Annotated in this window: 15 protein-coding genes; 3 read left to right on the top strand and 12 right to left on the bottom strand. The window is 61.0% G+C overall.

Annotation, left to right across the window (positions count from 1 at the left end):
* Nucleotides 1–78 precede the first annotated feature (78 nt).
* From CYR75_RS15730 to CYR75_RS15720, 3 genes are all read left to right on the top strand, one after another.
* A complete protein-coding gene (locus CYR75_RS15730) occupies nt 79–1,287 on the top strand; it encodes an acyl-CoA dehydrogenase family protein (protein WP_101501195.1) in 1,209 nt (402 codons plus the stop codon).
* Between the two features lie 6 nt (nt 1,288–1,293).
* On the top strand, nt 1,294–2,436 hold the full coding sequence (locus CYR75_RS15725) for an acyl-CoA dehydrogenase family protein (protein WP_101501194.1): 1,143 nt from the start codon (nt 1,294–1,296) through the stop codon (nt 2,434–2,436).
* A 136-nt stretch (nt 2,437–2,572) separates the two neighbouring features.
* Nucleotides 2,573–3,235, top strand: coding sequence for a TetR/AcrR family transcriptional regulator (locus CYR75_RS15720; RefSeq protein WP_101501193.1), 663 nt, complete (start codon nt 2,573–2,575; stop codon nt 3,233–3,235).
* Nucleotides 3,236–3,237: 2 nt separating this feature from the next.
* Here CYR75_RS15720 and CYR75_RS15715 read toward each other — a convergent pair whose 3' ends face one another.
* The 12 genes from CYR75_RS15715 to CYR75_RS15660 form a co-directional block, all read right to left on the bottom strand.
* Nucleotides 3,238–4,176, bottom strand: a complete 939-nt coding sequence (locus CYR75_RS15715) for an FAS1-like dehydratase domain-containing protein (RefSeq protein WP_158644704.1) — start codon at nt 4,174–4,176, stop codon at nt 3,238–3,240.
* Nucleotides 4,139–4,909, bottom strand: coding sequence for an enoyl-CoA hydratase/isomerase family protein (locus CYR75_RS15710; RefSeq protein ID WP_158644703.1), 771 nt, complete (start codon nt 4,907–4,909; stop codon nt 4,139–4,141). The genes CYR75_RS15715 and CYR75_RS15710 overlap by 38 nt, the downstream gene beginning before the upstream one ends.
* A gap of 32 nt (nt 4,910–4,941) precedes the next feature.
* Nucleotides 4,942–5,634 carry an ABC transporter ATP-binding protein gene (locus CYR75_RS15705; protein ID WP_101501204.1) on the bottom strand — a complete coding sequence of 231 codons (693 nt, stop codon included), beginning with the start codon at nt 5,632–5,634 and terminating at the stop codon, nt 4,942–4,944.
* Nucleotides 5,635–5,639: 5 nt separating this feature from the next.
* On the bottom strand, nt 5,640–6,404 hold the full coding sequence (locus CYR75_RS15700; RefSeq protein WP_101501190.1) for an ABC transporter ATP-binding protein: 765 nt from the start codon (nt 6,402–6,404) through the stop codon (nt 5,640–5,642).
* On the bottom strand, nt 6,401–7,672 hold the full coding sequence (locus tag CYR75_RS15695) for a branched-chain amino acid ABC transporter permease (protein WP_225972948.1): 1,272 nt from the start codon (nt 7,670–7,672) through the stop codon (nt 6,401–6,403). Before CYR75_RS15695 ends, CYR75_RS15700 begins: the two co-directional genes overlap by 4 nt.
* 18 nt (nt 7,673–7,690) lie before the next feature.
* Complete coding sequence (locus CYR75_RS15690; protein ID WP_101501188.1) at nt 7,691–8,659, bottom strand: branched-chain amino acid ABC transporter permease; 969 nt, start codon at nt 8,657–8,659, stop codon at nt 7,691–7,693.
* Nucleotides 8,660–8,717: 58 nt separating this feature from the next.
* Nucleotides 8,718–9,965 (bottom strand): branched-chain amino acid ABC transporter substrate-binding protein, encoded by a 1,248-nt coding sequence (locus tag CYR75_RS15685; protein WP_101501187.1) that lies wholly within the window; start codon nt 9,963–9,965, stop codon nt 8,718–8,720.
* 36 nt (nt 9,966–10,001) lie between these two features.
* Entirely contained in the window at nt 10,002–11,654 is a 1,653-nt protein-coding gene (locus CYR75_RS15680; protein WP_101501186.1) for a 3-(methylthio)propionyl-CoA ligase, read from the bottom strand.
* A gap of 188 nt (nt 11,655–11,842) precedes the next feature.
* Nucleotides 11,843–13,282 carry an aldehyde dehydrogenase family protein gene (locus tag CYR75_RS15675; RefSeq protein ID WP_101501185.1) on the bottom strand — a complete coding sequence of 480 codons (1,440 nt, stop codon included), beginning with the start codon at nt 13,280–13,282 and terminating at the stop codon, nt 11,843–11,845.
* Between the two features lie 47 nt (nt 13,283–13,329).
* Nucleotides 13,330–14,142, bottom strand: a complete 813-nt coding sequence (locus CYR75_RS15670) for an enoyl-CoA hydratase (protein ID WP_101501184.1) — start codon at nt 14,140–14,142, stop codon at nt 13,330–13,332.
* Nucleotides 14,143–14,180: 38 nt separating this feature from the next.
* The gene (locus CYR75_RS15665; protein WP_101501183.1) at nt 14,181–15,365 is read right to left on the bottom strand and encodes an acetyl-CoA C-acyltransferase; all 1,185 of its coding nucleotides are present in this window, start codon (nt 15,363–15,365) and stop codon (nt 14,181–14,183) included.
* Between the two features lie 39 nt (nt 15,366–15,404).
* Entirely contained in the window at nt 15,405–17,507 is a 2,103-nt protein-coding gene (locus tag CYR75_RS15660; protein WP_101501182.1) for a 3-hydroxyacyl-CoA dehydrogenase NAD-binding domain-containing protein, read from the bottom strand.
* Nucleotides 17,508–17,529: the final 22 nt, after the last annotated feature.

The raw sequence follows: 17,529 nt of genomic DNA, 5'->3' as shown, positions 1-17,529 counted from the left end.
CACGCCACCGCGGCAGAGGCAGTGGTGCGCAGGCTGAAGAGACGGTGCCGCGGGGCGGCTTGCGCAAGAAGGACAGACATGAACCTCGAATATGATGCACAAGAGTTGGAATTTCGGTCAGAGGTGCGATCGTTCATCGATTTGAACCTTCCGGACGATCTTCGGGCCAAGGTTTTGAACCACAAACGCCTAAGCCGCGAGGATTATCGAAAATGGCATACGATCCTGCATCGGCGGGGATGGGTTGCGCCCAATTGGCCCCGTGAATATGGCGGTGCGGCCTGGACGCCGGTGCAACGTCATATCTGGGAAGAGGAAACGACCCGCGCGGGTGCGCCGAACATCATTAGCTTCGGCATCAACATGATCGGCCCGGTGCTAATGGAGTTCGGCAATGCTGCGCAGAAGGATTATTACCTTCCGCGTATCCTGAGCTGTGAAGACTGGTGGTGTCAGGGCTATTCCGAACCGGGCGCGGGGTCCGACCTGGCCTCACTAAAGACATCCGCCAAGCGCGTCGAGGATGAAAGCGGCGCATATTATTTGGTGAATGGTCAGAAGACATGGACCACGCTGGCACAGCACGCGGACATGATCTTCTGCCTGGTGCGGACCGACAATTCGGGACGCAAGCAGCAGGGCATCTCGTTCCTACTGATCGACATGAGATCGCCTGGGATCACCGTCCGCCCGATCATCACGCTGGACGAGGACCACGAGGTAAATGAAGTCTTTTTCGACGACGTGAGGGTTCCCGCTGAGAACCTTGTCGGTGAGGAAAACCGCGGTTGGACTTATGCCAAATATCTGCTCAGCCACGAACGCAGCAACGTGGCCGAGGTGGGCCGATCCAAGCGTGAGCTCGCCTTTCTTAAGCGCTTGGCAATGGCGACACCTAGCGGCGACGGGTCGGTGCTGGAAGATCCACTGTTCGCACGCAAGGTCGCGCTGCTCGAGGCCGAGCTGATGGCCCTTGAGATCACCAATCTGCGGGTTGTGTCGGCCGATCACGGCAATTCCGAACCGGGTCCAGAGGTGTCGATGCTCAAGATTGTCGGCACCGAAGTGCAGCAGCGGTTGACGGAGCTGATGGTCGAGGCGGTGGGGCCCTACGGACTGCCGCTGGATGTGGATTTTCTTGAGGGAAGGCGCGAGGCGTCCGTAACCGGCCACGATGCGGCGGCGCCGCTCACAGCGCATTACCTTAACTTCCGCAAGGCGTCGATCTACGGCGGATCGAACGAGATACAGAAGAACATTATCAACCGCATGATATTGGGGCTTTGAAGTTACATGGATTTTACATCAACCGAGGAGCAGACGCAGCTTTCTGAAACGCTCGGGCGCTGGACCGACAAGGAATACGGGTTCGAGCGGCGACGCGACATCATCGGATCGCTTGACGGAGTAAGCGCGCAAGCATGGGCCGGGTTGAGCGATCTGGGGTTGCTTGCGCTGCCAGTACCAGAAGCGTTGGACGGGTTCGGCGCCAGCGGCGCGGACATGTTCGTCGTGATGCAGGCGCTGGGTAAAGCCCTTCTTGTCGAACCCTACATGGCCACCGTCTGCGGAGTCGAATTTCTAAAACATGACGAAGGTCGCTTCGCCGACTTGCTTGGCGGGGCGGCGGCCGGCACTGTCCGCCTTGCCTGCGCCATGGGCGAAGAACAATCGCGGTTCGACCGGTTCGACGTGGCGACCACCGTCCGCACCGATGGCGACCAACACGTACTGAACGGACGCAAGACCGTCGTTATTCATGGTGCCCAAGCCGATCACCTGATCGTGTCGGCGCGCGTTACGGGTGACCGACGGGATCATGAGGGCATTTCGCTGTTCGTCGTGCCGGGAAATGCTAACGGTCTTTCCCGCACCGATTACCGCACCATCGACGGGATGCGGGCTGCCGATGTCGACCTCGCCAATGTGCGCGTGCCCGATGCCGCACGGATCGGAGCGTCGGGTGAGGCATGGCCGATCATTGACGCGGTCTCGGATTACTCTTGCGCGCTGATCTGCGCCGAGGCAGTAGGGATCATGCAGGCCGTCATGGAAACGACGCTTGACTATCTAAAGACCCGCCGGCAGTTCGATCAGCCGATTGGGGCATTTCAGTCCCTGCAGCACCGCATGGCCGACATTTTTATCGAGGTCGAGCAGGCGCGCTCGATGGCGATGCTTGCGGCCAGCGTTTCCAAGTCGGAAGATGCAGCGAAACGCCGGCACGCAGTTTCAGGCGCGATGATCCGCGTTGGGCAGGCGGCAAGGCGCGTCGGTGAGGAAGCGATTCAGTTGCATGGTGGGATCGGCATGACCAACGAGATGAAGGTTGCGCACTACTTCAAGCGGCTGACCACCTTCGGCGCGGTTGACGGCGACGTCGATTATCACGTCACACGCTTCACCTCTCAGCCCGGATTCTGCTATCCGGACTGAGACGTCGGCCAGCGGTGTGACTAGTAAATAGCCTTCCTTGAACTCGGCTTCGTTGGTTTTGCTAGGCTCGGATTTGTCATTACAGGGTTACGTCGCGTGGCGGCGTTCGCTCAAGCCATACGGAGACGGAACGACAATGGCCAAACGCACAACGACGACCGCCGCGAGACGACGCACCGCGCGCAAGGCAGAAAATCACGAGGCAAAGCGAAACCAGATCCTTGAAGTCGCTGGGGCGATGTTCTTCCGCCAGGGCTATGCAAATACCAGCATCGACGAGATCGCGCTGGAACTTGGCGTCAGAAAGCCCTTCATCTACTATTATTTCAAGGACAAGCTGAGCATCTTTGAAACGCTGTGCGTTGAATCGTCTCACTTCACCTGCAAGGCGTTTCAAGACACCGCTAAGCTGGGGCTGAGTGCGTCGGACCGACTGACGAACGGGCTGCACGAATTAATCCTGCGCTATCTGCAGACGTTCGCCGGCGGTGCTCTTTATTACAAAGAACCGAGCCTCTTGACGGGCGAGGCCGCGCGGATTGTGCGCGAGAATGCCTTGCTGTTGCACGCCGACATGTTGGAGGTGCTTGAGGAAGGGCGCCGTTCAGGCGAATTCGACTTTGACGACACCAAGCTGACCGCCTTGCTGATCGGCGGGGCCATCGGGTTCATGTTCCACTGGTACCGTCCCGACAGTAAACTTTCGCCGACGAAACTTGCCAACTACATGGTGGAAAACCTGATGAAGATCGTCACCGCTCAGGCAGGTGCCGCTGCTGCGCAGCCCAAGGTGGGGTAGGGTCAAGGGCCGATTTCCGCGATCCCGTTCGACAGGATGGTGCGGCCCGTGCCATCGACCACGTCGAAGGCTACCCGGCGCATGGTCGGCCCATCGGTCACGTTGTGGCGCAAGAAAAGCGACGCGCCCACCAGCGCTTGCCCGCTCATCCGCGCGCCAAGACGCTTCAGCCGGGTCGGATCGCAGTCGGCGAAACGGCGAACTATTTCAAGTCCCGCCGCCCCCCAGCTGCACGAGCCATGCAGCAGCGTATCGTCAAGCCTGGCCTGGCGCGCAGCGCTGCGTTCGGTGTGGATCGGGTTCCAGATATCGGCGGCTTCGGTATACAGATGCGGCAGTGTACGCGTGACCTCAAGAATTGGCGCGGTCCCAGAGACCAGATCGCCGCTCGGAGTGGGCGCTGCAGGGGGTTCAGCGATGCTACGATCGGGCCCGTCCACCTTGTCGCCAAGGAAGATGCCGCAAAACCAGCTTTCGGCCACCGCCTCGTCAGTGTTGCGGATGGTGGTCTTCAGCCGCACCGCGATATAGGCGCCAATGCGGGTCTGCCGCAGCGCGCAGATCCTGCCGCGCGTGACAAGATGCACGCCAGGGCGAAGAGGCGCAAACACCGTCGAGTCCTGCTGGACGTGGATGCAGCGCCACATCTGAGCATCGTCCGCGCCAAGGATGGCTCGATAGGGCGCACCGTTCATCACCTGCCACTCGGGCGAAATTACGTAGCTCGGCAGGCCCAGGATGCCGCCCTCGCGCAGATCGTTCAGGTAGACATCCTCGGTCGCGCCAAGCGACGCAGCATAGCTCATCAACCGCCGCGCACTCATGAACGTGTGCGCCTCGGTGATGTCGATGCCGACGACAGAAGATCTGAGCAGGTTTGGCATCGGTTTCTCCCTCGTCCGTTCAGCGTTTCTTGAAGAACGCGTCCAGCGCCGCGCCATGCGCATCGGTCGTCTGACAGGTGACGTATTGTTCAAGGTCCATATAGCTAACTGCGTGATTCAGCGCGTTGGCCGACTGTGCGATAGCGTGTTTGGTCATGCGCAGAGGCGCGGGCGCAATATCTAGCAGCCTCTGCGCGAGCGCATCAGCCGCGGCATGCGCCTGTCCGTCCGCGGCGCGTTCGTCGACCAATCCCCAACTTTCAGCGGTGGCCGAGTCGATGTTGTCGGCAAGCATCACCAGTTTCCGCGTGCGCGCCGGCCCCACAAGCGACACAAGGCGCGGCACGCTTTGCCAGCTCATGCTCATTCCGTTTAGGAGCTCGGGCGCGCCTAGCATCGAACTCGCGCCTGCGACGCGGAAATCAGTCACGATGGAGAAGGCTAGCCCGCCGCCGAGGCAATAACCCTCAATCGCGGTGATGGTGACGGCATCAAGTGCCTCCCAGGCGGCACAGGCACGCGCCCCAATGGCGTGAATTGCAAGTCTCTGTTCTGTATCAAACTCGCGATAGTCGCGCACCTCGTTCTGCTTCAGGTTCATGCCGGCAGAAAAATGCGTGTCAGATCCGGCGACCACAACCGCGCGGATGCCAGGATCAGCCTGAATTGCGTTTGCGGTCTGCCACAGTTCGTGCAGCATCGCATAGGACATCAGGTTGTACCTGCCCGCACCCTTCAGCCGCACATGCATCAAGTCGGGGCGAGGGCGGCTGGTCTCCACATGGTCCATGGTCGTCATCCTTCCGAAAATAGGCTCGTGGCTCAGACTTCCAGCCACTCCTTGCGGACGTCCTGATTGTCGTGGAGTTCGGCGGGGGTGCCGGCAAAGGCGATGGCGCCATGCCCCATTACATAGATGCGCTGCGAGATCTTCAGCGCGATGTCCAGCTTCTGCTCGACCAGCAGCACCGAGATGTTCTGCGCCTTCATCTCCTGGAGATATTCGCCAACTTGGGCCACCACCATCGGCGCCAGCCCTTCGGTCGGCTCGTCGATCAGGATCAGGTCGGGGTCACCCATTAGCGTACGTCCTAGCGTCAGCATCTGCTGCTCACCCCCTGACAGAACGCCTGCTGGCACGTTACGACGTTCCTGCATCCGGGGGAACATGCGAAAGATGTCGTCCAGTCCCCATCGAGATTTCTTCCGGGATTTCACACCCAACAGCAGGTTCTTTTCGACCGATAGGGTCGGAAACACGTCCCGGCTTTCGGGAACATAGCCGACGCCCTTGCAGGCGATCATGAATGGTTTAAGGCCGAGTATCTCTTCGCCCTTGAAGCGGATCGACCCGGTGGCGCTGACCTGGCCCATGATCGTCTTAACGGTGGTCGAGCGGCCCACTCCATTGCGACCGACGAGGCTGACAATCTCGCCCGCGCCAACGGTGATGTCGACGCCATGCAGGATATGGCTTTTGCCATAATAAGCGTGCAGGTTGCCCGTTTCTAGCATCGCGGTCATGCCGTCCTCTCCTGCGCTTCAACGGCGCCAAGATAGGCTTCCTGCACCTTAGGATTGCCGCGGATGTTTTCGGGCGTGTCAAAGGCGATCATCTGCCCATAAACCAGAACGCCAATCTTGTCGGCTAAACCAAAGACGACGCCCATGTCATGCTCGACCACCAGCAGCGTCTTGCCCACGCTGACCTTGCGGATAAGCGCAAGTGCGGCGTCGGATTCATGCCGGCTCATCCCGGCGGTCGGTTCATCCAGCATAATCACCTCTGCCCCGCCCGAGATGGTGATGCCGATCTCGAGCGCGCGCAGTTCGGCATAGCTCAGCAGGTTGGCCTCAGTGTCGCGGCGGGCAGTCAGGCCGATTTGTTCCAGCACCTGCTCGGCCCGCTCGCGCACGTCCTTAAGGCCGATCAGACGGTGCCAGAGCGAATAGCGATAGCCTAACGACCACAGCGCGGCGCACTGCAGGTTCTGGAACGTGGTCAGCTTCTGGAAGACGTTGGTAATCTGGAAGCTGCGGGCCAGCCCGCGGCGATACACTTCATGAGGTCGCAGCCCGCCAATCGCCTCGCCCCTCAGACGGATCTGCCCCGATGTCGGATGCAGCCGGCCGGAAATCAGATGAAACATTGTCGACTTGCCTGCGCCGTTGGGACCGATGATTGCGACGCGTTCGCCCGATCGCACCGCTAGGTTAGCGCCGCGGATGATTTTGGTTTCGCCAAAGCTCTTGTGCACGTCGTCCAGTTCAAGTGCAATGCTCATGCCGCCGCTCCTTGCTTGCTGGCCGCCGTCACGGGCTCGTGTGCGATCCCACTGTCGATGCCTTCCCATGCGGCGCGGAACCCGGGCAGGGCCATGCGGAGGCCAACCGATCCCATGATCACAAGGGCCATGGCGACAAGCCAGTTGGCAGGGCTGGTCGTGTCGGTCTGCCGGCCGAATAGCTGCATGATCGGTCCGTCGGCCGCGTGCAGCGTGATATGATACAGCATCTCGACCGCAATGACGGCGCCCGCCGTGAGCACCATTAGCGTCACCACCATCGACAGCGTGGGCAGGGCGACGCACCCGATCATCCGCCGCGCCGCGGCGAGGGCCAACCGATCGAACAGACTGGCAATGCCGCCGGGCAGGTACAGAACAACTAGGATGAACGACACGCCCAAGTAAAGCTGCCAGGCAGGTGTATAGCCCGACAGCACCGCTGTCATAAAAGTGCCCACAATCGCGCCGATGATCGGGCCATAGAAATAGCTTGTGCCGCCGATGAAGGTGAACAGCAGGATCGCGCCAGACAGCGCAAGGCTGACATTCTCAGTGCCGACCAATTCGAAGTTGATGACCGTCAGCGCCCCGGCAATGCCCGCGAAACTGCCCGACAGGACCAGCATCAGATAGCGAATCCAGTGTGTGCTGAAGCCGATGAACTCGACCCGCTCGGGGTTGTCTCGCACGGCGTTCGCCAGCCGGCCAAGCGGCGTTTGCGCGAGGGCGTACATTGCCACCGTGCTGATGAACAGCCAAGCGGCGATCAGATAATAGACCTGGATCTGCGGCCCGAAGGTGAAGCCAAGGAACGACGTGCCATAGACGCGGTTCGTGCTGATCCCACCTTCACCACCGAAGATTGCGGGAAACATGTGGGTGCCAGCAAAGACCAGTTCGCCTATGCCCAGCGTTATCATCGCAAAGACGACGCCGGATTTCTTGGTCGTGACATAGCCCAGAACGACTCCGGCGATCAGCGCTACCAAACCACCCACTAGCGGCATCAGCACAAGCGGAATGGCTAGGCCGCCGTCATTGGCCCAGTTCATCGCGTGAATGGTGCCAAAGGCACCCAAGCCATAATAGACCGCGTGTCCGAAGGACAGCATCCCCGTCTGGCCCAGCAAGATGTTGTAGGACAGCGCGAATATCGTCATCGCACCCATCTGGCAGAGGAACGAGATCGAAGCGCCTTGCGAAAAGATCAGCGGCGCGACCAGCAGCGCCGCGGCGAAGATAAGCCAGATCAGCAGGGAGGACACAGGTTTCCGATCCATCGCTCAGCCCTCCGCCCGGCCGAGCAGGCCTTGGGGGCGTACGATCAGGATCAACACCATGATAAGATAGGGCAGGGCGACAGCCAGCTGCGATATCGTTAAGCTGAACAGCTGATATCCTGTGGTCATCGGCCCAATCTCCAGTTTGAATAGCGCCAGCAGGTCGGCCATGGAATAATCTAGCGCGACCGCGAAGGTCTGGATGATCCCAATCAGCAGCGAGGCAAGCAACGCGCCGCTGAGCGAACCCATGCCCCCGATCACGACAACGACAAAGATAATGCTGCCCACCGCGGCAGCCATGCTGGGTTCCGTTACAAAGGCGTTGCCGCCGATGACACCCGCCAGCCCTGCCAGCGCACAGCCGCCGCCAAAGACCAGCATGAAGGTGCGCGGCACGTTATGGCCAAGGGCCTCGACCATCTCGGGGTGGGTCAGCGACGCCTGGATGACCATGCCGATCCGGGTGCGGGTCAAAAGAAGATAAATTGCCAGCAGCATGAACAGCGCCACGCCCATCATGAAGGCGCGATAGGCGGGAAATTCGGTGGTGAAGACGGTAAACGCCGCGCCCGACAGCTCCGGCGGGATCGCGTACGGCTGCGCGCCGCGTCCCCAGACCAGATGCACGATCTCGACAATGACGTAGGACAGCCCGAAGGTGAAAAGCAGTTCTGACACATGCCCGTACTTGTGCAGTGGACGCAGGCCGAAGCGTTCAACCGCCATTCCGAGCGCCGCCACCAAAAGCGGTGCAACGACCAGCGCGATCCAGAATCCAAAGACGGTGCTGAGCGAATAGGCGAAGTAGGCCCCCAGCATGTAGAAGCTGGCATGCGCAAAGTTCAGCACGCCCATCATGCCAAAGATCAGGGTCAGCCCAGATGACAGCATGAACAGAAGCAGCCCATAGCTTATCCCGTTGAGCAGGCTGATGGTCAGGAATTCCACAATGCGTCTCCCCTGGTGCATCGGGTTGATGTAACGATCGGGCCGACGCTCATGGCGATCACGGCGGCCCGCTCCTTATCTAGCGCTGCGGGCGATCCATCTCGCAGGTGGTCGGCTGTGTCGCGAGGTCGCGTTCCAGCCGCGTATCGGTCTTCCAGCCATAACCGGTGTTTTCCTGATCATACTTGACCTCACCGCCATCCGTCTTGGTCCAGGTCGCAACGTACAGGGGCTGTTGCAGCTGGTGATCATCAGCGCGCATCTCGACCTCGCCATGCATGGCGTCGAAGGTCATGCCCTCCATAGCGAAGGCGTTCTCGACCGGGTCGAGCGATCCGGTCTTCTGCACCGCCTTGCCGAGCATGCCGACCACGGATTCCAAGTATTGCATGTAGAGATCGTCGTCGAATTTTTCCTTGTAAGTGGCAACCATGCCCTTTTCTGTGTCGAAGTCGGCATTGGAATGCCAGTTGGTCACCACCTTGACGCGATCCGCGCCTGACGCGCCGATTGACGTGGGCGAGCCGGTGTTGTTGGCATAGAAGGTGTAGAACTTGGCCTTGACGCCGGCGCTTTCGGCTGCCTTGACCAGCAGTGCCAAGTCGGACCCCCAGTTACCCGTGATGACGGTATCCGCGCCGGACGCCTTGATCTTGGCGATGTAGGGTGCAAAGTCCTTAACGCTGCCCACAGGGTGCAAATCGTCGCCCACGACTTCGACATCGGGACTGAGACGAGCCAGTGCGTCCTTGGCAGCACGGCTGACCTGATGGCCGTGGGAATAATCCTGTCCGATTATAAAGACCTTCTTGACGTCCGGATCATCCTTGATCGCATTTGCCATAACTTCGATCTTCATGTTGGTGTTGCTGTCGAAGTGAAAGGCGTAAAAGCTGCACTTGCTGTTCGTCAGATCGGGATCGATGGACGAATAGTTGAACAGTATCACTTCTTTGCCGGGATTGCGGCTGTTGTGCTTGTTAACCGCGTCGACTAGAGCGAAGGCTACGTTTGATCCGTTGCCGGAGCCGATATAGCGATACCCTTGATCGATCGCGCGCTTCAGTTGGATCACCGATTCCTGTGGACTGGCCTTGCCATCAAAGCCGGTCACTTCAAAATCATTGTCCGCGCCGGCCCAGTCATTCGCGTTTGCCAGATCCGCCATGAACTGGAACGTTTCAAGCCGGTTCTGCCCGATCGGGGCAAAGGTGCCGGTCAGCGACTCAATCGTCGCAATGCGAATGGTTTCGGCACCGGCGAACGCCGGCACCAGCGCCAGAACCGCGGGCAGCGCCGCGGCAAGGGTCGTGGTCCTCATTTTCATGTGTCGTCTCCTCCTTGTTGAATGCTGGGCCGCCCCTCAGGCCACCGGCGTAATTAGCGCTGAAAACCGCTCGCGCAGCCGGTTCTTGAGCACCTTCCCGGTGGGGCCTAGGTCGATGGTGTCCACAAAGATCACGTCGTCGGGCATCCACCAGCGGGCAATCTTTCCGTCGAGAAAGTCGAGCAGCGCGGATTTCGTCAGATCCGCGCCGCGACGCGGGATCACGACCAAGATGGGGCGTTCACCCCACTTTGGATGCACTACACCGATGCAGGCGGCCTGCTGCACGTCGGGATGCAACTGCGAGATGTTCTCAATCTCAATCGAGCTGATCCACTCACCGCCCGACTTGATGATGTCCTTATTGCGGTCGGTGATCTTAATGTATCCATGCGGACTGATCGTAACGACATCCCCCGTTGGTAGCCAGCCGTCGTGCAGCGCGCTTCCGCGGGGGCGCTTGAAATAGGAATCAATCACCCACGGACCCTTCACGAATAGGTTCCCGCTTGTCTTGCCGTCCCATGGCAATTCGTCTCCATGGTCGTCCAGCAGTAGCATGTCGACGCCAAAGACCGGATGCCCCTGCGTTTCTCGTAGAGCTTGCTGGTCCTCTTCGGCCAAGTCGGCATGGCGGGCCTGAAGGGTGCAGATCGTGCCCATGGGCGACATCTCGGTCATGCCCCAGGCGTGGATCACGTCGACGCCATGCGTCTCGCGGAAGGTCTTCATCATCGCTCGCGGACAGGCCGAGCCGCCGATGTTCATCCGCTTGAAGCTGGTAAAGCCAAGTTCGTTTTCCGCAACGTGATCAAGCAGCCCGCTCCACACCGTCGGCACGCCGGCGGAAAAAGTGACGCCTTCCCCCTCGATCAGCTCGTACAGCGATCGGCCGTCCATCATGGGACCGGGCAGGACCAGCTTGGCGCCGGCAAGCGCCGCAGCATAGGGCAGACCCCATGCATTAGCGTGGTACATCGGCACCACCGGCATGATGACATCGCGCGACGAGATGTTGAACGCGTCGGGCATCACCTCGGCGTAGGAATGGATCATTGTCGAGCGGTGCGAATACAGCGCACCCTTGGGTTCGCCCGTAGTCCCCGACGTATAGCATAACGCGGATGCGGCAGTTTCGTCGAATACCGGCCATTCGAACTGATCCGAGGCATCCGCGATGAAGTCCTCGTAACAGATTAGGTTGGCGATGGTGGTGTCCGCCGGCATATCCCCCGGGACGCACATCGCGATGAAATGCTGCACCTGTGGACAATGCGCGGCGATCGCCTCGGCCTGCGCAATAAAGGACAGGTCGAACAGGACGCATTTCGCGTCCGCATGCCCAGCAATGTATGTAACCTGGTCGGCATGCAGACGCGGATTGATCGTGTTCAGAACCAGTCCCGCACCGGGTATCGCGAAATACGCTTCAAGATGGCGGAAATTATTCCAGCCCAGTGACGCCACCCGGTCGCCCATGACAAGTCCGAGTTGGGTTAGCCCGTCGGCAAGCTGGCGGGCGCGGCGATGACACGTGCGATAGTCGTAGCGGTGGATGGTTCCGTCTTCCAGACGTGAGACAATCGTAATGTCGCCAAAGTAGCGATCGGCGTTGCGGATCAGCGACGAAATCAGCAGCGGGGGGGACATCGTCTGCCCCGCCAAAGGACTTTGTTCAACCGTAGTCATCTGGCGCATCCTTTGCCATGCGGAAGGGGTGTCAGGAGATCGTCGCCTCTCGGCCGGAAAGTCCAGAAGTCGCCTACCTATTGGTAGATACTACTAACCAGTAAGCGCTAAGCAAGTTCTTTTTTGTGTGCTGTCTGCGCGGGCGCGGGCAAAGCGGCGCATCATCCACGACGTGCAGGTTGTCCTCATCAGTCGGTGGCCCAGCCAGAGACGGCCTTGACCTCGCAGAAGTCGGCTATTCCCCAAGCCCCGCCTTCGCGACCATTGCCCGATCGCTTCATTCCGCCAAAGGGCGAACCGGCGCCGCGTGGCTGGCCATTCATCTCGACCATGCCCGACCGCAGCACGCGCGCCAACCGGTTGCGCCGCGCCCCGTCTTGGGTCTGAACATAGTTGGTCAGCCCATATTCGGTATCGTTGGCAATTGCGACGGCCTGATCCTCGGTGTCAAACTTCATGATCGACAGAACGGGTCCGAAGATCTCTTCGCGGGCGATAGTCATGTCCGGGGTGACGTCAGCAAAGACGGTCGGGCGCACGAAAAAGCCGCGATTCGTGCCCTCTGGCCGGCCAGTGCCGCCGGCGACCAAGCGCGCGCCTTCGTCGATGCCCTTCTGGATCAGGTCCTGAATCTTGCCCCATTGCGCCGGGTTCACGACAGGGCCGATATGGCGGCCCTCCGCGCTGGCCGGGCCCACCTGGACCCCGGCGGCGATGTCGGCTGCCTGCTTCACGCCCGCCTCATAGGCTGGGGCCTCGATCATCATGCGGCTGGGCGCGTTGCAGCTTTGCCCCGAGTTGAGCATCAAGGACAACACACCGCGCTTGATCGCCTTGTCGTCTGCGTCGGCGAAGATCAGGTTCGCGCCCTTGCCGCCCAGCTCGAGATGCACTTTCTTCAGTGTATCCGCGGCGTTTTTGGAAATCGCGATGCCCGCGCGGGACGAGCCGGTGAAGCTTACCATGTCGACATCGGGATGACCGGTAAGAGCGCTACCCACGCCCTGGCCGTCGCCGTTCACAAGATTGAAGACGCCGGGCGGAAAGCCCGCCTTGTCCATCATCTCGGCGAACAGCACCGCGCTCAGCGGGCTTTCCTCGGACGGCTTCAGGATCATCGTGCAGCCCGCGACGATAGCCGCGCCGACCTTCAGCGTGACCTGGTTCATCGGCCAGTTCCACGGCGTGATCATCGCCACCACGCCGACAGCCTCTTGGATGATGCGGTCATTGGGGGCGTGATCGCCCAAAGGTGCGATGAATTCGAATGACTTGGCCGCGCGGATGAAGTTCTTGAGATGGCCATATCCCGCGCCCCATTGCGACGACCGCGCCATGTCGATCGGGGCACCCATTTCCAGGCTGATCGCCTCCGCGATCTCTTCGGAGCGGGCCTTGTAGATCTCGGTCAGCTTTTCAAGAAGCGCGATACGCGTCTCGGGCGGAGTGGCCATCCAGCTGGGCAAGGCCGCCTTTGCGGCGGCGACGGCGGTATCGACATCTGCCTGTCCGCCCAGCGAGATCACCGCGCAGGGCTCTTCGGTCGAGGGGTCGATCACCTCGTGGTCGCGGGCCTGCGCAGGCGTACGCCATTTACCGTCGATGTAGAATTCGCGCTTCTCGATCACTTGGATCTCCTTGCAAACAGAATGGGTGGTCGCGACGGCGATCGAGATCAGCGGCCGGTGAACTGCGGCGGGCGCTTTTCTTGGAAATGCGCAACGCCTTCGGTGAAATCCTCGCTCTGGATGCTGAGGAACATTTCTTCGTTAGCCTGGGTGATGGCCGCGCCCAGTGTCTGATAGGGCGCTTCCCAGATCTGGCGCTTCATCACGCGCACCGAGCGCGGCGAGACATTCTGCGACAGCAGGGTCGCCAGCGCGCGCGCCTCGTCCATCAGGACCTTGGGCTCGACGACGCGGTGCACCAGATTCATCTCACGCGCCTCGTCCGCCTTGACCTTGCGCGAGGTTAGCAGCATGTCCATCGCGTTGGCGTGGCCGACAACGCGCGGCAGGATCCATGCAATGCCGTGTTCCGCGACCAGCCCACGCATCACGAAAGCGGTTACGAAGGCCGCATTGCTCGAGGCGATGCGGAAATCGCTGTACAGCGCAAAGATCAGGCCCAACCCCGCCGCAGCGCCATTGATGGCCGAGATCACTGGCTTGCTCAGCCCCGGAAAATAGGAATAGCGCGCCTGATAGTCGGCCCGGCGGTTCATGTCATAAGGGCGCATCCATTCGCGCGCACCGATGTCGTCGGGCGGCAGCACCTCCAGCTCGTCCATGTCCATGCCGGCACAGAAGGCGCGGCCGTTGCCGGTCAGAATGATAGCGCGCACCGTCTCGTCCAGGTCGGCGGCACGCATCGCGTCGTACAGTTCGCCCTCAAGCACTTTCGTCAGTGCGTTCATGCGTTCCGGACGGTTGAAGGTGATGATGGCCGTGTGGCCGTCGAGCTCGTAGGTGATTTCCTTGAAATCCATGACGGTTCTCTTTCCCAAAACGGTGATGTTGCGCGGGCTCAACAGACCTCGAACAGGGCCGCGGCGCCTTGGCCGCCGCCCACGCACATCGACACGACGGCATAGCGCGCGCCGCGCCGCTTGCCTTCGATCAGCGCGTGACCGACCGATCGCGCACCGGTCATTCCGTAGGGATGACCGATCGAGATAGCGCCGCCGTTGATGTTGAACAGCTCAGGGTCGATGCCCAGGTGATCGCGGCAATACAGCGCCTGCACTGCGAACGCCTCATTCAGCTCCCAGACCCCGATATCGCCGATCTTCAAGCCATGCTTGTCGAGGAGTTTCGGGATGGCGTAGATTGGTCCGATTCCCATCTCCTCGGGTGCGTTGCCCACGACCATCATGCCGCGATAGATGCCCAGCGGATCGATCCCGCGCTGGGCGGCGACGCCTGCCTCCATCAGCACGCAGGCCGATGCGCCGTCGGACAGTTGGCTGGCATTGCCCGCCGTCACGACGCCGCCTTCGATCACCGGCTTTAGCGCGGCCAGTGTATCCAGCGTGGTCTCGGGGCGGTTGCCTTCGTCGCGCGACAGTTTCACGTCGCGGTAGGTGATTTCACCGGTCTCGCGGTCCTTCACGGACTGCGTGGCGGTGATCGGCACGATCTCGTCGTCGAAACGGCCAGCATCTTGCGCGGCGGCGGTGCGTTGCTGCGACGACAGGGCGTATTCGTCCTGCTGTTCACGCGTCACGCCGTATGTGCGCGCCACGTGTTCGGCCGTCTGCAGCATCGGCATATAGGCATGTTCGGCCTGCGCAATCACGTTGGAATCTACCTCGCGTGCGGTCCAGTCGAAATAGCCGTGCTGCAGTGCCGAGATGTTTTCCTGCCCGCCGGCGGCGACGATGTCGAAGCTGTCCACCATGATTTCGCGCGCCGCGATCGCCACCGCCATCAACCCCGAGGCGCATTGCCGGTCGACCGTCTGCGCGGCAACCTCGACCGGCAGCCCGGCGGCAAGGCCCGCGTTGCGCGCAATGTTTCCGCCCGCGGTTCCCGCGCTCAGCGCGGTCCCGATGATCAGATCATCAATCTCGTGCCCCTGCAGTCCGGCGCGGGCCACGGCATGCTGCAATGCGTGCGCCATCATGGTGGGCGACTTGATGTTGTTGAGCGCACCGCGAAAGGCCTTGCCGATCGGGGTGCGCGCGGTCGAGACGATGACGGCTTCGCGCATGGCGGTTCTCCTGGAAATGTCTGTGAAATGCGGCGCTGGTTACGCGGCGCCGGTGGCGCGACGCGACAACAGTGACGCAGGAGCGAAATATCCGTGACGATCGCCAGTCTGCCGCCCCAGCTCTTGCAGTCGGTTGCGCAGCTGTTCCAGCCCCATTGTCTCGGCATAATGCATCGGACCGCCGGTCAGGCGCGGCCAGCCATAGCCAGCCGCCCACACAACATCGATATCACCGTCGCGATAGGCGATTCCTTCGTCGAGGATGCGATACCCTTCGTTGATCAACGGTAGCAGCAGACGATCGCGAATTTCGTCGTCAGTAATGTTGTTGCGCCGGGTAATCCCGAACTGCGCAGCCAGGTCGGCGGCGATGTCGTTGACCTGCGGATCGGGGATTGGGGTGCGCCCGTCATAGCGGTAATAGCCGAGACCGGCTTTCTGACCGTTGCGACCAATCGCGCCCAGCTTGCGCACCAAGGCGCGATAGGACGGGTCGTCGGGAAGGGCGCCTTCGGCCTCGCGTTCGTCTAACACGCGGGCATTCACATCGATGCCGGCCATATCCATCATCCGGCACGGCCCCATGGCCATCCCGAACCCTTCCAGCGCGGCATCGATCTGCGCAGGTGTCGCGCCTTCCATCAGCAAAAAATCCATCTCGCGCAGATAGCTTTCCAGCATCCGGTTGCCGATGAAGCCATAGCAGACGCCCGAGACGACCGCGACCTTGCCTATCCGGCGCGCTAGCGCCATGACCGTGGCCAGAACGTCGGGCGCGGTTTCTTTGCCGCGCACGACTTCGAGCAGGCGCATAATGTGGGCGGGGCTGAAGAAATGCATCCCCAGCACATCGGGCGCGCGGCCTGACGCCTGCGCGATGACGTCGACATTTAAGGTCGAGGTGTTGGTCGCGATAATCGCGTCCGGTCGGCACACCTCGCCCAGCTTGGCGCAGACCTTCTGCTTGATATCCAAGTTCTCAAAGACAGCCTCGATCACCAGGTCGCGGTCGGCCATGTCGGCATAATCTGTCGAACCGCGCAGGAGGCTCATCCGCTGATTCAAGACTGCTGCGGAAATGCTACCCTTTTCAGCGCTGGCGGCATAGGTCTTGCGGATCGCCTCAAGGCCGGAGGCAAGGGCCTCAGCGTCGATTTCCAGCAGCGTGACAGCCATCCCGGCATTGAGGAACGTCATCGCTATACCGCGCCCCATCGTGCCGGCACCAATAATCCCGACCCGTTCGACAGGCCGGAGGGCCGTATCTCCGGGAAGATCGGGAATTTTGCTAGCCCCCTTTTCGGCAAAGAACAGGTGGCGTAGCGCTTTCGATTGCGCACCATTCATGAGCTCAAGGAACTCCTCGCGCTCGAATACGAGCGCGTCTTCGAAGTCCGCACCAGATGCAGCGAAAGCGATGCAGCGGGCGATCGCCCTTGGCGCCTCGGCGCCGGGCGTGCGGCGAAGCACTTTTTCCAGTGCGGCGGCAATGGTCTGCTCGACCGCCTCGGCACCCTTAACAGGCAGGTACTTGGCAACCCGCAACGGTTCACCGCGTCGCGTCGCGTCGAGAGCCAGCGCGATCGCATCGTCGAGAAGGTCGCCGCTCGAAAGCGCATCGATCAGGCCAAAATCATGTGCCTTTTGTGCGTCGATCACGCGACCGCTGAGGATCAAGTCAAGCGCCAGCGTCACACCGGCAAGGCGTGGAGTGCGCTGGGTCCCACCGGCGCCGGGCAAGACGCCAAGTGTGACCTCGGGGAACCCGATCCGCGAGTCAGAGGTGGCGATACGCATATGGCAGCCAAGAGCCAATTCCAGTCCGCCGCCCAAGGCAACACCGTGGATCGCCGCTACCACTGGCTTGTTCATTGTTTCCATGCATCGCGCAATAGCGTTCACATCCGGTTCGCTGACCTCGCCCGAGGCAAATTCCTTGATGTCGGCACCGCCGCAGAACATTTTGCCGCCGCCGATGACGATCACCGCGTCGACGTCGTGGTCAGTACGAGCCTTGAGCAATGCCGACATCAAGCCGCTGCGCAGGGGTTGTGATAAGCCGTTTACGGGTGGCGCATTAAGGGTAAGGACCGCGACGCGATCGCGAATGGAATACTCCACCGAGTTAGCTATTGCGGCCATGTACATCCTCCTGTCGAGCACA

The organism is Paracoccus jeotgali, assembly GCF_002865605.1.
In the GTDB taxonomy this organism is placed as follows: Bacteria; Pseudomonadota; Alphaproteobacteria; order Rhodobacterales; family Rhodobacteraceae; genus Paracoccus; species Paracoccus jeotgali.
The sequence above is the reverse complement of the archived record's forward strand: the minus strand, read 5'-3'. Positions and strand labels throughout refer to the sequence as shown.

What these genes read in the sequence shown, in the direction of transcription:
- CYR75_RS15725 (WP_101501194.1), top strand. Translation starts at nt 1,294, where the DNA reads ATGGATTTTACATCAACCGAGGAGCAGACGCAGCTTTCTGAAACGCTC.
- CYR75_RS15700 (WP_101501190.1), bottom strand. Translation starts at nt 6,404, where the DNA reads ATGAGCATTGCACTTGAACTGGACGACGTGCACAAGAGCTTTGGCGAA.
- CYR75_RS15690 (WP_101501188.1), bottom strand. Translation starts at nt 8,659, where the DNA reads ATGCACCAGGGGAGACGCATTGTGGAATTCCTGACCATCAGCCTGCTC.
- CYR75_RS15685 (WP_101501187.1), bottom strand. Translation starts at nt 9,965, where the DNA reads ATGAAAATGAGGACCACGACCCTTGCCGCGGCGCTGCCCGCGGTTCTG.
- CYR75_RS15705 (WP_101501204.1), bottom strand. Translation starts at nt 5,634, where the DNA reads ATGCTAGAAACGGGCAACCTGCACGCTTATTATGGCAAAAGCCATATC.
- CYR75_RS15730 (WP_101501195.1), top strand. Translation starts at nt 79, where the DNA reads ATGAACCTCGAATATGATGCACAAGAGTTGGAATTTCGGTCAGAGGTG.
- CYR75_RS15660 (WP_101501182.1), bottom strand. Translation starts at nt 17,507, where the DNA reads ATGGCCGCAATAGCTAACTCGGTGGAGTATTCCATTCGCGATCGCGTC.
- CYR75_RS15710 (WP_158644703.1), bottom strand. Translation starts at nt 4,909, where the DNA reads ATGGACCATGTGGAGACCAGCCGCCCTCGCCCCGACTTGATGCATGTG.
- CYR75_RS15665 (WP_101501183.1), bottom strand. Translation starts at nt 15,365, where the DNA reads ATGCGCGAAGCCGTCATCGTCTCGACCGCGCGCACCCCGATCGGCAAG.
- CYR75_RS15720 (WP_101501193.1), top strand. Translation starts at nt 2,573, where the DNA reads ATGGCCAAACGCACAACGACGACCGCCGCGAGACGACGCACCGCGCGC.
- CYR75_RS15715 (WP_158644704.1), bottom strand. Translation starts at nt 4,176, where the DNA reads ATGGCGCGGCGCTGGACGCGTTCTTCAAGAAACGCTGAACGGACGAGG.
- CYR75_RS15670 (WP_101501184.1), bottom strand. Translation starts at nt 14,142, where the DNA reads ATGGATTTCAAGGAAATCACCTACGAGCTCGACGGCCACACGGCCATC.
- CYR75_RS15680 (WP_101501186.1), bottom strand. Translation starts at nt 11,654, where the DNA reads ATGACTACGGTTGAACAAAGTCCTTTGGCGGGGCAGACGATGTCCCCC.